This window comes from Streptomyces sp. NPDC034111, assembly GCF_055575375.1.
The window spans coordinates 38681-53932 of sequence record NZ_JBVIST010000024.1; the positions used below are offsets into that span (position 1 = coordinate 38681).

Sequence of the window (15252 nt, forward strand, 5' to 3'; positions counted from 1 at the left end):
CATGGCAGACCTGATCAAGCTCACCGCCGCCGAGATCGCATCGAAGATCGCGGCCGGCGAGGTCACCGCCGTCGAGGTGACCGAGGCGCACCTGGCCCGCATCGAGGCCGTCGACGAGAAGGTGCACGCCTTCCTGCACGTGGACCGCGAAGGCGCGCTGGCCCAGGCCCGCGCCGTGGACGAGAAGCGCGCCCGCGGCGAGAAGCTCGGCCCGCTGGCCGGCGTCCCGCTCGCGCTCAAGGACATCTTCACGACGGAGGGCATTCCCACCACCGTCGGCTCCAAGATCCTGGAGGGCTGGCTCCCGCCGTACGACGCCACGCTCACCAAGAAGCTCAAGGCCGCCGACGTCGTCATCCTCGGCAAGACCAACATGGACGAGTTCGCCATGGGGTCCTCGACGGAGAACAGCGCCTACGGCCCGACCGGTAACCCCTGGGACCTGACCAAGATCCCCGGCGGTTCGGGTGGTGGGTCGAGCGCCGCGCTCGCCTCCTTCCAGGCTCCGCTCGCCATCGGCACGGACACCGGCGGCTCCATCCGCCAGCCCGCCGCCGTCACCGGCACCGTCGGCGTCAAGCCCACCTACGGCGGCGTCTCCCGTTACGGCATGGTCGCCTTCTCGTCCTCCCTGGACCAGGGCGGCCCCTGTGCCCGTACGGTCCTGGACGCAGCCCTCCTCCACGAGGCCATCGCGGGCCACGACCCGCTCGATTCCACCTCCATCGACGCCCCCGTACCGCCGGTCGTCGAGGCGGCCCGCAACGGCAGCGTCGAGGGCATGCGGGTCGGCGTCGTCAAGCAGTTCCGCGGCGAGGGCTACCAGGCCGGTGTGCTCCAGCGCTTCGACGAGTCGGTCGCGCTGATGAAGGAGCTGGGCGCCGAGATCGTCGAGCTGGACTGCCCGTCCTTCGACCTCGCGCTCGCCGCGTACTACCTCATCGCGCCGTCCGAGTGCTCCTCCAACCTGGCCCGCTTCGATGCCATGCGCTACGGCCTGCGGGTCGGCGACGACGGCTCGAAGTCCGCCGAGGATGTCACCGCGCTCACCCGTGAGGCCGGCTTCGGCCCCGAGGTCAAGCGCCGCATCATGCTCGGCACCTACGCCCTGTCGTCCGGCTACTACGACGCGTACTACGGCTCCGCGCAGAAGGTGCGGACGCTGATCACCCGCGACTTCGAGAAGGCCTTCGAGCAGGTCGACGTGATCATCTCGCCGACCACGCCGACCACCGCCTTCCCGATCGGCGAGCGCGCCGACGACCCGATGGCGATGTACCTCGCCGACCTGTGCACGATCCCCGCGAACCTGGCAGGCAATGCGGCGATGTCGTTGCCCTGCGGCCTGGCCACCGAGGACGGGATGCCGGTAGGCCTCCAGATCATCGCCCCTGCCATGGCCGACGACCGGCTCTACAAGGTCGGTGCCGCGGTCGAGGCCGCGTACACCGCCAAGTGGGGTCACCCCCTGATCGAGGAGGCACCTGCACTGTGAGTGGAAAGCTTGCCAAGGCCAAGGGCTTCAAGAAGTCCAAGCCCGGTACGTACCTGTCCATCGGCACCACGCTGTTCGGCGCGGTGAGCGTCGTCAAGCAGGCGAAGAAGGCCAAGACGGAGCAGGACACGCTCCAGATGATCGATGCCGTCGTCTCCGCCGCCGCCATCGTCACCGGCGTCGCCCTGCTCATCCGCGAACTGCGCCGTCTGGGCGACGACGACGTCCTCGCGGACTGACCGGCGCCGGACCTGAGAGGTTAGTTTCACCGTGACTGTCACCGACCTGGTGTCGTACGAGGACGCGCTGGCCACCTATGACCCCGTCATGGGGCTTGAGGTACACGTCGAACTCGGCACCAAGACCAAGATGTTCTGCGGGTGTTCCACCACCCTGGGCGCCGAGCCCAACTCGCAGACCTGCCCCACCTGCCTCGGTATGCCCGGCTCGCTCCCGGTCGTCAACGCGACCGGCGTCGAGTCCGCCATCAAGATCGGCCTCGCGCTCAACTGCAAGATCGCCGATTGGTGCCGTTTCGCCCGGAAGAACTACTTCTACCCGGACATGCCGAAGAACTTCCAGACCTCCCAGTACGACGAGCCGATCGCCTTCGACGGCTACCTCGACGTACAGCTGGAGGACGGGGAGGTCTTCCGGGTGCACATCGAGCGCGCCCACATGGAGGAGGACACCGGCAAGTCGACCCACGTCGGCGGCGCCACCGGCCGTATCCACGGCGCCCGGCACTCCCTCCTCGACTACAACCGCGCCGGCATCCCGCTCATCGAGATCGTCACCAAGCCCATCGAGGGCGCCGGTGACCGGGCCCCCGAGGTCGCCAAGGCGTACGTCGCCGAACTGCGCGAGCTCATCAAGGCGCTGGGCGTCTCCGAGGCCCGTATGGAGATGGGCCAGATGCGCTGCGATGTGAACCTCTCGCTGCGCCCCAAGGGCACCGAGAAGTTCGGCACCCGCTCGGAGACCAAGAACGTCAACTCGCTGCGTTCGGTCGAGCGCGCCTGCCGCTTCGAGATCCAGCGGCACGCGGCGGTGCTCAGCAGCGGCGGGAAGATCATCCAGGAGACCCGTCACTTCCACGAGGAGGACGGCTCCACGACGCCCGGCCGGGTCAAGGAAGAGGCCGAGGACTACCGCTACTTCCCCGAGCCGGACCTGGTGCCGGTGGCCCCCTCCCGCGAGTGGGTCGAGGAGCTGCGGGCGGTCCTGCCCGAGCTGCCGCGGGTGCGCCGCAACCGCCTCCGCGAGGAGTGGGGCATCAGCGAGCACGACATGCAGTCGATCCTCAACGCGGGCGCGGTCGACCTGATCGTCGCCACCGTTGAGGCCGGTGCGGATGCCGCCGCGGCCCGTAAGTGGTGGATGGGCGAGCTGGCCCGCCGCGCCAACGAGGACGGCAGCGAGCTGGCCGCCCTGCCGATCACGCCCGAGCAGGTCGCCCGGGTCACCGCGCTGGTCGCCGAGGGTTCCCTCAACGACAAGCTGGCCCGCCAGACCATAGAGGGGGTGCTGGCCGGCGAGGGCGACCCGGACACCGTCGTCGAGAAGCGCGGCCTCAAGGTCGTCTCCGACGAGGGCGCCCTGGGCACCGCCGTCGACGAGGCGATCGCCGCCAACGCCGCCATCGCCGACAAGATCCGCGGCGGCAAGGTCGCCGCGGCCGGCGCGCTGGTCGGCGCGGTCATGAAGGCGACGCGTGGTCAGGCCGACGCGGCCCGGGTGCGCGAACTCATCCTGGAGAAGCTGGGCGTCGAGGGCTGACGCACCACTGATCCGGTTGTGCCGAGCGGCCGTCCTTCCGAGACCGAGTTCTTGGAAGGGCGGCCGCTTTTGTCGTACGGGACGGAATGCCACGGCCGCGCCGGACGCTGTGACACGGTACGGATCTTGATTCCCGACAGTGGAGGAACGATGCAGCAGCAGGATCTCGCTTCGCGGCTCGGCCGGGTCGGTGTCTGGCACGGCGGGCTCGGTCTGGTACCGGCCGCCACCGCCCGCCAGGCAGCCGCCGAGATCGAACAACTCGGTTACGGCGCCCTGTGGTTCGGGGAGAATCCGGCGACCGAATCAGCCAGCCAGGCCGGGCTGCTGCTGGCCGCCACCGAGCGGATCACGGTCGCGACCGGCATCGCCAACATCTGGGTGCGCGACGCCTCCGCCGCGAACGCCGCCGCCCAGACCCTCGCCGAGGCGTACGACGGCCGCTTCGTACTCGGCCTGGGCGCCAGCCACGCCCCGATCATCGGCCAGCGCGGCCACACCTACGCCAAGCCGCTGGCGGCGATGCGCGAGTACCTCGACGCCATGGACGTCGCCCCCTACGACGGCCCGGTGGCCGACCCCGCGCCGCCCCGGGTGCTGGCGGCCCTCGGCCCGAAGATGCTGGAGCTCGCCCGGGACCGGGCGGCCGGTGCCCACCCCTACTTCGTCACACCGCAACACACCGCCCGCGCCCGGGAGATCCTCGGCACCGGCCCGCTGCTCGCCCCCGAGCAGGCCGTCCTGCTGGAGACCGACCCGGCGAAGGCCCGCTCCCTGGCCCGCGAGCACCACACCCGCTTCTACCTCCAGCTGCCGAACTACACCGGCAACCTGCGCCGACTCGGCTTCGACGACGCGGACTTCGCCGACGGCGGCAGCGACCGGCTGGTCGACGCGATCGTGGCATGGGGCGATCTGGACGCGATCCGGCGCCGCGTACAGGAACACCTCGACGCGGGCGCCGACCACGTGGCCGTCCAGCCCCTGGCCGCCGACCGCGGCCTGGGCATCGACCAACTCCGGGAGCTGGCCCCGGCGTTGCTGACGACCTGACCGGCGTGCCACGGGCGGCTCGGTGGCTCAGGCTCAGGTCAGGGTCAATGGCCCAGGCTCAGGCTCAGGCTCAGTGGCCCAGGCGGGCCAGCGCGGCGAGCGGGTAGCGCTCCCCGGCCACAGCGCCGTCGGGCACCGCCGCCCGCAGCCGGGCCGCCTGCTCCGGGCCGAGCGCGATCCCGGCCGCCGCCACGTTCTCCTCCAGATACGCACGGCGCTTGGTGCCGGGGATCGGCACGATGTCCTCGCCCTGGGCCAGCAGCCAGGCGAGGACGGCCTGCGCCGAAGTGCAGCCGAGGGATTCGGCGGTGGTCCGGACGGCCTGCACCAGGCGCAGATTGCGGTCGATGTTCTCCTCGGAGAACCGCGGCCACCGACGCCGGGCGTCCTCGGCGGTGAGGTCGTCACGGGAGGAGAGCGCCCCCGTCAGCATCCCGCGCCCGAGCGGCGAGTACGCGACGACACCGACGCCCAACTCCCGGCAGGTATCCAGCATCTCCCCTTCCAGGACGTCGCGCGTGAAGAGGGAGTACTCCAGCTGTACGGCGGCGATGGGATGCACGGTGTGCGCCCGCCGCAGCGTCTGCGGGCTCACCTCACTGAGGCCGAGGTGCCGTACGACGCCTGCGGCGACCAGCTCGGCCATCGCCCCGACCGTCTCCTCGATGGGGACGGCCGGGTCGCGGCGGTGCATGTAGTAGAGATCGATACGGTCCGTCCCGAGGCGGCGCAGCGAGGCACGGCAGGCCTCCCGCACCCAGGCCGCGGAGGTGTCGACCGCGTTCACCCGCCCGGTGGCGGCGTCGTGCCGCAGCCCGAACTTGGTCGCGACGACCAGCTCGTCCCGCTGCGACGCCGTACGGCCGCGCAGCCAGCGGCCGATGAACTCCTCGTTGGCGCCCCGCCCATAGGCGTCCGCCGTGTCGAGCAGCGTCACACCGAGCTCAACCGCCCGGTCGAGGGCCCGTACGGACTCCGCATCGTCCGGAACGCCGTACGCCCTAGACATCCCCATACAGCCGAGCCCGAGCGCGGAGACGCCCGGCCCGTACGCCCCGAGCCGCCGCTGCTGCATCATCAGGCGGTGACGTCCGCGATGAAGGCCGCCCAGGCGCCGGCGCTGAGCGTGAGGGTGGGCCCTTCGGGGTGCTTGGAGTCGCGGATGTGGATGGTGGCGTGGGGGGAGGAGCAGGCGGCGACCTCGATGCAGTCACCGCCTTCGCTGGCGCTGTAGCTGGACTTGCGCCAGTCGTAGGCGACTTCGAGGCAGGCCCCGCCCTGGTCACTGCTGTAGCTGGACTTGAACCAGGTGAGATCGTCCGAGGTGTGTGGGGCGGCTGCGCTGGTCATGACCCTCCTAGCAGATCGTCCAGCAGACTCATGGTCTCCTCGGGGGTGAGAGCCTGCGAGCGCAGCATTCCATACTTTTGTTGGAGCACACTGACCTGATCAGGGTCATCATGGAGGAAGCTGGTCAACTGCCCTTCGACGTAGGCCAGGTGATCGTGTTCGGGTGTTTCCAGAAGGATCAACGGCCCCGCAAGTCCTGCGTGGTTTCCCCGACTTGTCGGCACGACCTGCAGCCCAAGGAAGGGAAGCTCTGAGCAGTGCCGCAGGTGCCGAATCTGCTCGCGCAACACGTCGGCTCCTCCCACGGGTCGGTGCAGGATCACCTCCTCCAGGATGAAGTTCATCATCGGTGGAGGGTTGCGGGTCAGAGCTTTCTGCCGGTTGAGTCGAGCCGTCACCCACTCCTCAAGTTGCTCTCCGCCAATCGGCGGGTAGAGGCAGTCGAAGACGGCGCGTACATAGGCCTCAGTCTGCAGCAATCCGGGCACGACCTGGTTCTCGTACCACAGCAGCGTCAGGGCCTCTTCTTCGTACTCCAAGTAGTCCTGCACGAACGCAGGTAGCTTCTCCCGCACCGGAACCTTCGACACCGCGACCGCCAACGCGCCCTTCGTGCCGAGGAGTTCATCGATCGTCTCGGCCAGATCGATCTTCAGGGCTCTGCGGCCCTGCTCGATCGAGCCGATGGTGTCCTCGTGCAGACCCACTGCCTCGGCCAGCGCCGGCTGCGTTAACCGGGCCGCCTTGCGGAAGTGACTCAACTGGGCCCCGATCACATGCCAGGACGTGATCCTCTTCGGTTTGTTCGCCGGGTGCATGCGACTGGACTCCCCCCGTGGTGACTGCCTGATGCAGCGCGAAGTCGTACAACGGATCTGTACGACCTCACGCTGTGGTCCAGCATAATTACTCTCTGTGACGATGTCGATATGCAAAAGGAGATCCAGACCCTCCGCTCCCGGACCGCGTTCTACCGGCGCGAGCGCCGATCCGTGCCGCTGGCCAGGGAGTTCGCCCGTACCGCATGTGCCGACTGGGACCTGAAGGCGCGGGCGGACGATGTTGTGCTCTGTGTGAGCGAACTGGCCACCAACGCGCTGCTGCACGGCGTCCCCGCGGGGCGCGGTTACCGACTGTCGATGTCGCTCTCGATGTCGCTGACGGGCGAGCGTCGCGACCTGCTGCGCGTCGAGGTGCACGACAGCGGCGGCGGGGAGCCGCGCGTACCGGCGGAGAACAGCGGCGAGGAGCGCGAGTGCGGGCGGGGGCTGTGGCTGGTGGCCGCGTTCGCCGACGCATGGGGCGTCGGCGAACGCGTACCGGGGAAGGTCGTCTGGTGCGAGTTCCGCGGCTGTGGACACGGCTGCGACCAGGACCGTGCCCGGGGCTGCGACCAGGACTGCGACCAGGGTTACGGCAGGGCGTGAACGTGCGGGCCGACCGCCGACGACCAGGCGTTACCGCTTGCCGCGTCCCAGTTGGTGGACCACGTCATGGCGCCGCGCACGCCCGGGTAGGTCCTGGACGGCTTGAAGGAACCGCAGTTGGTGCCCTTGGTGAGGCAGTCCAGTGCGGCATTGACGACGGACGGGGCGACATAGCCGCTGCCCGCGCCGCGCGGGGAGGCGGGCAGGCCCAGGCCCACCTGCGAGGGGTCGAGGCCGCCTTCGAGCTGGATGCAGGCCAGGGCGGTCAGGAAGTCGACCGTGCCCTGGGAGTAGACCTTGCCGTCGCAGCCGAGCATGGAACCGCTGTTGTAGTACTGCATGTTGACGACGGTGAGGATGTCCTTGACGTTCAGCGCGGTCTGGAAGTAGCCGCCCGACGTGGACTGCATGTCGAGGGTCTGCGGGGCCATGGTGAGGACGAATTTCCCGCCCGCCTTCTGGGAGAGGGAGCGTAGCGCCTGGGTCATATAGGTCGGATTGAGGCCGTTTTCGAGGTCGATGTCGACGCCGTTGAAGCCGTACTGCTGCATGAGCGCGTAGACGCTGTTGGCGAAGTTGGCGGCCGAGGCGGAGTCGTTGACGGAGACCGTCCCCTTCTCGCCTCCCACGGAGAGGATCACCGACTTGCCGGCCGCCTGCTTGGCCCTGATGTCGGCCTTGAACTGGTCGACGGTGTAGCCGCCGAGGCCCGCCGAGTCGAGGGCGAAGGTGACGGCGCCGGGTGTGGTGGTGGCGTCCGCGAAGGCGACCGCGATGATGTCGTACTGGTCCGGCACGTCGCTGATCTTCTGCACCGTGGCGCCGTTGTTGAAGTTCTGCCAGTAGCCGGTGACCGCGTGCTTGGGGACGGCGGGGTCGGTGCCGCCGCCAGAGGGGGCGGTGGTGGCGGTGACCTCGGCCGAACGGGCCGACTCTCCCGCGGCGTTGGAGGCGGCGACCTGGAAGCGGTAGGTGGTGGAGGGTGCCAGGCCGCCCACGGTCGCCGAACTGCCGCTTGTGGTCTGCGCCTTGGTGCCGTCCCGGTAGACGGTGTAGCCGGTGGCGCCGGAGACGGGCCTCCAGGAGAGGGCGACGGAGGACGACGTCACCGAGCCGGCCGTGAGCCCACCAGGAGTTGCCGGAACCTCGGGTCCCGGGTCGGTGCCGCCACCCCCATCAGGGCCCCGAACGCTGAAGTCATCGGCGTAGTAGGCGGGTTGGCCGTACCAGCCATGGGTGTGGACGGTGACGGAGGTGGTGCTGGGGCCGGTGGTGAAGGTGGTGGTGAGCTGCTGCCAGTCGGCGGCGGAGGGGGTCCAGGTGGAGACATCGGTCGTACCGGTGCCCGAAGCGCCGAGGTAGACGTAGGAGCCCTGGACGTACGCGCTGAGCCGGTACGTCGCGTTGGGCTTGACGGCGACGGTCTGCGAGCAGGTGGCGTTGTCCGAGACAGTTGGGGTGGCCTTGAGGGCGGCGGTGCCGCCGTGAACGGGGGAGCCGACGGTGCTGCCACTGCCCGCCGAGCAGGTCCAGCTGCTCAGGCCGGATTCATAACCGGCGTTCTTGGCGACGTTGACGTCGGAGGCGGCCGAGGTGGGGGAGGAAGCGGAGGTGGCGGGGGAGGCCGAGGCGGTCGCGGTGGCCGCCGCGGTGGTGGCTGCCGCGGTGGCGAGGACCGCCAGGAGCGCGCTGAACAGACGCAGGCGTCTGTGGCGGGACGGTCTGTTGCTGTGTTCGGTGCGAGGCATACGTGTCTCTCCAGTGCCGAAGAGGAAAACCCGAAGGGGAAGCCCGGAGGGCTGAGTGAGACGGTGGCCACCGCGTTGCTGGGGCCGGCCGGTCAGCGACCCTGGGCACAGAATGGTTCAGACCAATGGGGCGGTCAAGAGGCTTGGCGGGATGGGCTGTTGGCGGTGCCTCGCCGGTCGGGGAGCGGGAGGTGGAACGGAATCCGCAGGGCGGGAGGTGGTGGTGCACCCGTCGGTCACGACCCGCTTCAAGCCCCTTCCGACATTCTCTGGTGCATGTAATTGAATACAAAAAGAACCGGCGGCCGGTTTCCTTGCCCGGTGTCGTACGCCTCGTTTGCCCTACGCCTCGTTGTCAGTGCCGTATGCCAAAGTGACTTCAGCAGTTGAGCAGAGAACCGGGGAGGGGTCGGTCCGTCATGTCATTGGCCGATGAGGTAGCGGCAGTTCACGCGGGACAACCGGATCCAGCCGCTTTGGTGGGCGAATTCCGCCGTACGCACGTCATACTCCCCACGCTCAACGACACGCTCATGTCTGCCGAGTTGGACGGCATCCGCTGGCTCTACGCCTTCACCGACGAAGAGGCCCTTTCGCGCTTCGCGCACTCCCGTGGGAGCGAGCCCGGCACGGAGTGGCCGTACGTGACCGCGTCCGGCGCCCGGGTCCTTGACGTGCTGATTCCCGCCATCGAGGGGCCTACGGGGGTGGCCCTGGACGCGGGCAGTGAACAGGGTGCGCTGTTCCCGCCGGTGGCCGGAATCGTCCCCGACGGCGCAGCGGTGGGCGTCTCCACGGACGGCACGGGCGGCATGGCGGACGTACCACACAGGGGGGAAGGGTAAATGGGCCTGATTCACGGAGCCGGTTACCAGCTCGAACCCGAGGCGTTTGAGCAACTGACCAAGGGCATTAAGGCGGCAACCGCCGAGCTGAAAGAGCTGGGCTTCGATATAGAGGCTCAAATGGGGCGTGGTTTTGACCGTTTGGCCCTGGACGGCATGGAATGCGGGGACGATGGCCTCGCTGCGGCTCTTGACTCCTTCTGTGACCGCTGGGGTTGGGGCGTGCGCTCCTTGATGCAGGACGCCAATGAATTCTCCAAGAAGCTGGGCATCACGGCCGGCATGTACTACGAGCAGGAGCAGTACGTCTCGGACGCGCTGAAGCAGACCGTGAATGCCGCGATGGGCGACCCGACTGCGTCCGCCGAGGCCCTGCACACGACCTCCTGGAGCGAGATCGTGGACGACAACCCCATCTCACAGGTGATGAACCCGGACTTCGACTACATGTCCGAAGACTCGATGGAGAAGCATCGGAACCTGGCGACAGCAGCTCAGCAGTTCGGTCACGACGTGACCTCGATCCCCGACCGCGTCACCCACGGCGGCGAGGATCCCGCCGATGTCGAAACGAAGATCGTCGAATCGAAGCCGAAGGGCCACGGGGGTAGCGAGAAGTGAGCTGGATCGGGGATGGCTTGAACGCCGTCGGTGACGGCCTGAGCAAGGTCGGCGGTGCCGTCGAGCGCACGGTCGGCAATGTGGTCGAGCACGGCTCGGAGATGGCCGGCGATGCGCTGGAAACCGTAGGGCTCGATGACGCCGCACACGCCGTCCGTACCACCGGCGCCGACATAGCCGGCGCCTTGGGGGCGCATGTCGACGAACGCCAGCTCGGCGAGACCGAGGACCCCAAGGAGCTCATCCACGGTGATCCAAACAAGATCACCGAGACGGCGTCCCACCTGAAGGACTTCTCCGCGGCCTTCGACCGGGTGGCGGACGGTATGCGCAAGCTCGGCTCCCACGGGGGCTGGAGCGGCAAGAGTGCCGATGCCTTCCGTGAGAAGTTCGATATGCATCCCAAACAGTGGATGCACGCCGCCGACGCCTGCGATGACGCCTCCAAGGCCCTCAAGTCCTATGCGGAAACGGTGAGATGGGCGCAAAGCAAGGCCATCGACGCCATCGAGAAGTACCGCAAGGCGCAGGAGGCCGCCGAGCGCGCCCGCAGCGAGTACGAGTCGCAGTACGACAGCTACCGGGAACGCCACTCCGCCTACGAGTACCTCGCCTCACGCGGTACAAGTGCGGGACCGGAACCGCAGGCACCCACGGAGCCCGGCGACGTGGGCAAGGAGGGCCGCGAGGCCGCCCAGGACATCCTCAAGGACGCCCGCAGCCAACGCAACGAAGCGGCTGAGCGGGCCCGTAACGCCATCAAGGCCGCCTTGGCTCACGCCCCGGAGAAGCCTGCGCTGACGGAACTGGCGGGTGCGGCTCTCAAGGACGGCAGCGAGGCCTTCGTCCTGGAGCACATGCACCTGGCCGGCGGCGCCCTCAAGGCCGCCGCCTCGACCCTCAAGCTGGCCCGTACGGTCAACCCCCTCGACCCCTACAACATCACCCACCCCTGGCAGTTCGCCGACAACGCCTCGATGACCCTCATGGGTCTGGCTTCCGCACCGCTCCACCCCGTCGAGACCGCCAAGGGCATGCTCGGCTCCGGCTGGGGCAGCGACCCGATCGACTCGGTCGGTGCTGCGATCGTCAACGCGATGGGCGGCAAGGGCGCGGGCGGACTGGCCAAGGGCGCGGCCAGGGCGGGGGCGAAGAACGCTGCCAAGAGCGCGGCGCGCACCGCCGCCAAGGAGGGCGGCAAGCGCACCATCCGGGACCGGCTGCGCACCGCCTGGTGCAAGACGTTCGGCAGCGACCCGATCGACATGGCCACCGGCCGCATGATCCTGCCGCAGACCGACATCACTCTCCCCGGCAGCCTCCCCCTCACCTTCACCCGCACCTTCGAATCGTCGTACCGCACCGGCCGCTGGTTCGGCCCGGCCTGGATGTCCACCGTCGACCAGCGCCTGGAGATCGACTCCGAGGGCGTCATCCTCATCGGCGAAGAGGGCAACTTCCTCCTCTACCCCCACCCCGCCGTCGGCGTCCCCACCCTCCCTGCCGAAGGTGACGGCGCACCCCTCGAACTCACCCCCGAGGGCGACTACCTCCTCACCGACCCCGTCACCGGCATCCGTCGCTACTTCACCACCTACACCGAAAACCTCGCCGTCCTCGACGAGATATCCGACCGCCACGGCAACCACCACACCTTCGACTACACCGAAGACGGCACCCCCACCGCCCTCACGCACAGCGCCGGCTACCGCCTTCTGCTCACCACAGACGAAGGCCGCATCACCGCCCTCCACCTCGCCGGCGCCGCCCCCGACGGCAGCGACCAACTCCTGGTCACCTACGGCTACGACGACTTCGGCAACCTCACCACCGTCACCAACTCCACCGGCCGCCCCCTGCGCTTCACCTACGACGACGCCGGCCGCATCACGTCCTGGACCGACACCAACAACAGCAGCTACCACTACGCCTACGACGACCAGGACCGCTGCACCTCACAGGGCGGCATCGAAGGCCACCTGCGCGCCCACTTCACCTGGGGCGACCCCGACCCCGTAACCGGCCTGCGCACCAACCTCCACACCAACTCCCTCGGCCAGGTCATCACCTACCAGGTCAACGACCACCACCAGATCGTCGCGACCACCGACCCCACCGGTGCCATGACCCGCACTGTCCGCGACGCCAAGCACCGCATCCTCTCCACCACCGACCCTCTGGGCCGCACCACCCACATCGATTACGACGACGCCGGCCGCCCGGTGCGCGTCACCTTCCCCGACGGAAGCCGCTCCACCACCACCTACAACGACCTGGGCCTGCCCCTGACCGCCACCGGCCCGGACGGCACCACCTGGACCCACACCTACGACACCTACGGCAACCGCACCTCCACCACCGACCCCACCGGCGCCACCACCACCTACACCCACGACCAACGCGGCAACCTGGCCAGCATCACCGACGCCCTCGGCAACACCACCCATCTCTACTGCAACAAAGCCGGCCTGCCGCTCTCAGCCACCGACCCTCTGGGCGCCACCACCTACTACCGCCGCGACGCCTTCGGCCGTGTCACCTCGGTCACGGACCCTCTCGGCGAGACCACCCACATGGTCTGGTCCGTCGAAGGCAAACTCACCGGCCGCATAGACCCCACGGGCGCCACCGAGCAGTGGACCTACGACGGCGAAGGCAACCGCCTCACACACACCGACGCCATCGGTCAGACCACCTACTACGAGTACGGCCACTTCGACCTGCTCACGGCCCGCACCGACCCCGACGGCGTCCGCCACGAGTTCACCCACGACACCGAACTCCGCCTCACCCAGGTCACCAACCCCCAGGGACTCACCTGGAACTACACCTACGACCCCGCAGGCCACCTCGCCTCCGAAACAGACTTCGACGACCGCACCCTCACCTACACACACGACGCCGTCGGCCAACTGGTCACCCGCAGCAACGCTCTCGGCGAGACCACCACCTACACCCGCGACACCCTCGGCCGGATCACGCACAAGGACGCCGCGGGCCTCGTCACCACCTACGTCCACGACGCCAGTGGCAATCTGCTACAGGCGGCCAATCCGGACGCCACCGTCACCTACACCCGCGACATCCTGGGCCGAGTCACGGCCGAGACGGTCAACGGCCGCACCATGACGTTCACCTACGACGCCCTGGGCCGCCGCACCTCCCGCACCACCCCCACCGGCCACACCACCACCTACACCTACGACGCCGCCGGCAACCGCACCGCCATGGACATTGCCGGTCATGTCCTCACCTTCGACCACGACGCCGCCGGCCAGGAACTCACCCGCACCATCGGCGACCACCTCACCCTCAATCACACCTGGGACCCCACCGGCCGCCTCACCACCCAATCCCTCACCACCGCAGGCACCGGCACCATCCAGTCGTCCGGCACCACCGGCACCGAAATACAGAACGTCCTCCACCGCGCCTACACCTACCGCCCCGACGGCAACCTCACGTCGATCGACGACTCCCACACCGGCCGCCGCACCTTCGACCTCGACCGCGCTGGCCGCGTCACCGCCGTCCACGCCACCGACTGGACCGAGACCTACGCCTACGACGCCACCGGCAACCAAACCCACGCCACCTGGCCCGACCACCACCCCAACCCCTCAGCCCGAGGCGAGCGCAACTACACCGGCACCAACATCACCCGCGCCGGCCGCATCCGCTACGAGCATGACGAACTCGGCCGAGTAACCCTCCGCCAAAAAACCCGTCTCTCGCGCAAGCCCGACACCTGGCACTTCACCTGGAACCCCGAAGACCGCCTCACCACCGTCACCACCCCCGACGGCACCACCTGGCGCTACCTATACGACCCCTTCGCCCGCCGTATAGCAAAACAACGCCTCGCCGCCGACGGCACAACATTCATCGAGCAAACCGACTTCGCCTGGGAAGGTCACACGCTCACAGAACAAACCATGCAAACCTCAGGATCTCGAGAGGCGATAACACTCACCTGGGACTACGAGCAGTTGACGCCACTCAGTCAGACCGAACGCAAGATCAGGTGTGGCGAGTTCTCTGACGTTCCGCAGCATGTCGTAGACCAGCGCTTCTTCGCCATCATTGGTGATCTCGTTGGCACTCCTACGCATCTAGTGTCCGAATCAGGCCAAACCGCATGGCAGTCCCAAGCCGCATTGTGGGGAACTGCGACGTGGGACGCATCGGCGACTGCTTATACCCCTCTGCGCTTTCCGGGGCAGGTCTTCGATGGCGAGACCCAGCTCCATTACAATTACTTTCGAAATTACGACCCCGTCACAGCTCGATACTTCACGCCGGACCCACTTGGATTGGCGCCCGCACCAAATCCGGTGACATATGCGCATAACCCCACAGCGGTAATCGATCCATTCGGGCTAACCCCATGTCGTCCAGAAGGGTTTACCGACCTCGGGGGAAACAAATTTCAATCTCCGGGTGGCCTGGTTTATGGTCCTGGGTCTTCGCACGGTCACCGTTTGTCTCACGTGATGGAGCATGCCGCACCCGACCCATCCAAGCCCGCTCACAGTGTTTTCAAGGACCCAGGGCAGAAGGATATCCTGTCGCTGATCGATGAAGGGTGGGCCAAGCGTGGGGCGCCAGATCCTAATGACCCTGCAAAATACGTAGTCCCCATGGGGCGAGTGGTCGGAACTATGGGTGAGCGGAACCTTAGAATTGTCGTCATACCGGGCACGGGAAGAGTAATAACCGCATTCCCGCAAATGTGAAAGAGGTGCATAAAATGCTTCAATGTCCCCGCTGTGGTCAGGGGTGGGTTATTACATGTCGCGCAATCGGAAAGTCCGATGCGATTAAGGTGTGCGAAGAGTGTGATACTGTTTGGGAATGTGGGATCACCCCTTCGAATACCCCCCCATTCCTTTTCCTTGAAGAATACCTGGAAAGGTTGGGCATGTCTCCACTCT

At 67.7% G+C, this 15252-nt stretch carries 12 protein-coding genes; 8 read left to right on the top strand and 4 right to left on the bottom strand.

Annotated elements, in window-relative coordinates; all coding sequences use genetic code 11:
- Nucleotide 1 precedes the first annotated feature (1 nt).
- The 4 genes from gatA to ACZ55A_RS33650 all read left to right on the top strand — a co-directional run bounded on the left by gatA (nucleotide 2) and on the right by ACZ55A_RS33650 (nucleotide 4327).
- On the top strand, nucleotides 2-1495 hold the full coding sequence (gene gatA / locus ACZ55A_RS33635; protein ID WP_468848353.1) for an Asp-tRNA(Asn)/Glu-tRNA(Gln) amidotransferase subunit GatA: 1494 nt from the start codon (nucleotides 2-4) through the stop codon (nucleotides 1493-1495).
- Nucleotides 1492-1734 carry a hypothetical protein gene (locus tag ACZ55A_RS33640; protein ID WP_384431787.1) on the top strand — a complete coding sequence of 81 codons (243 nt, stop codon included), beginning with the start codon at nucleotides 1492-1494 and terminating at the stop codon, nucleotides 1732-1734. The genes gatA and ACZ55A_RS33640 overlap by 4 nt, the downstream gene beginning before the upstream one ends.
- A 31-nt stretch (nucleotides 1735-1765) precedes the next feature.
- On the top strand, nucleotides 1766-3274 hold the full coding sequence (gatB, locus tag ACZ55A_RS33645) for an Asp-tRNA(Asn)/Glu-tRNA(Gln) amidotransferase subunit GatB (RefSeq protein WP_468848356.1): 1509 nt from the start codon (nucleotides 1766-1768) through the stop codon (nucleotides 3272-3274).
- A gap of 150 nt (nucleotides 3275-3424) precedes the next feature.
- A complete protein-coding gene (locus ACZ55A_RS33650; RefSeq protein ID WP_468848359.1) occupies nucleotides 3425-4327 on the top strand; it encodes an LLM class F420-dependent oxidoreductase in 903 nt (300 codons plus the stop codon).
- A gap of 70 nt (nucleotides 4328-4397) precedes the next feature.
- Here the strand turns inward: ACZ55A_RS33650 and ACZ55A_RS33655 are convergent, their stop codons facing one another.
- The 3 genes from ACZ55A_RS33655 to ACZ55A_RS33665 are packed head-to-tail and all read right to left on the bottom strand — an operon-like array spanning nucleotide 4398 to nucleotide 6495.
- The gene (locus ACZ55A_RS33655) at nucleotides 4398-5402 is read right to left on the bottom strand and encodes an aldo/keto reductase (protein WP_468848485.1); all 1005 of its coding nucleotides are present in this window, start codon (nucleotides 5400-5402) and stop codon (nucleotides 4398-4400) included.
- 2 nt (nucleotides 5403-5404) lie between these two features.
- Nucleotides 5405-5677 (bottom strand): DUF397 domain-containing protein, encoded by a 273-nt coding sequence (locus tag ACZ55A_RS33660; protein ID WP_468848361.1) that lies wholly within the window; start codon nucleotides 5675-5677, stop codon nucleotides 5405-5407.
- Nucleotides 5674-6495, bottom strand: coding sequence for a helix-turn-helix domain-containing protein (locus ACZ55A_RS33665; protein WP_468848363.1), 822 nt, complete (start codon nucleotides 6493-6495; stop codon nucleotides 5674-5676). Before ACZ55A_RS33665 ends, ACZ55A_RS33660 begins: the two co-directional genes overlap by 4 nt.
- 111 nt (nucleotides 6496-6606) lie before the next feature.
- On the opposite strand from ACZ55A_RS33665, the gene ACZ55A_RS33670 reads away from it, so the two are divergent.
- Nucleotides 6607-7104 carry an ATP-binding protein gene (locus ACZ55A_RS33670; RefSeq protein ID WP_468848366.1) on the top strand — a complete coding sequence of 166 codons (498 nt, stop codon included), beginning with the start codon at nucleotides 6607-6609 and terminating at the stop codon, nucleotides 7102-7104.
- Here ACZ55A_RS33670 and ACZ55A_RS33675 read toward each other — a convergent pair.
- A complete protein-coding gene (locus ACZ55A_RS33675) occupies nucleotides 7089-8852 on the bottom strand; it encodes a chitinase (RefSeq protein WP_468848369.1) in 1764 nt (587 codons plus the stop codon). The two genes, ACZ55A_RS33670 and ACZ55A_RS33675, sit on opposite strands and share 16 nt — an antisense overlap.
- Nucleotides 8853-9271: 419 nt before the next feature.
- Here ACZ55A_RS33675 and ACZ55A_RS33680 point away from each other — a divergent pair, with 419 nt between their 5' ends.
- The 3 genes from ACZ55A_RS33680 (at nucleotide 9272) to ACZ55A_RS33690 (ending at nucleotide 15054) form a co-directional block, all read left to right on the top strand.
- Nucleotides 9272-9697 carry an SseB family protein gene (locus tag ACZ55A_RS33680; protein ID WP_468848371.1) on the top strand — a complete coding sequence of 142 codons (426 nt, stop codon included), beginning with the start codon at nucleotides 9272-9274 and terminating at the stop codon, nucleotides 9695-9697.
- Nucleotides 9698-10318: a hypothetical protein gene (locus tag ACZ55A_RS33685; RefSeq protein WP_468848372.1), complete on the top strand. Its 621-nt coding sequence runs from the start codon at nucleotides 9698-9700 to the stop codon at nucleotides 10316-10318.
- Between the two features lie 101 nt (nucleotides 10319-10419).
- The gene (locus ACZ55A_RS33690) at nucleotides 10420-15054 is read left to right on the top strand and encodes a putative T7SS-secreted protein (RefSeq protein ID WP_468848488.1); all 4635 of its coding nucleotides are present in this window, start codon (nucleotides 10420-10422) and stop codon (nucleotides 15052-15054) included.
- Nucleotides 15055-15252 lie beyond the last annotated feature (198 nt).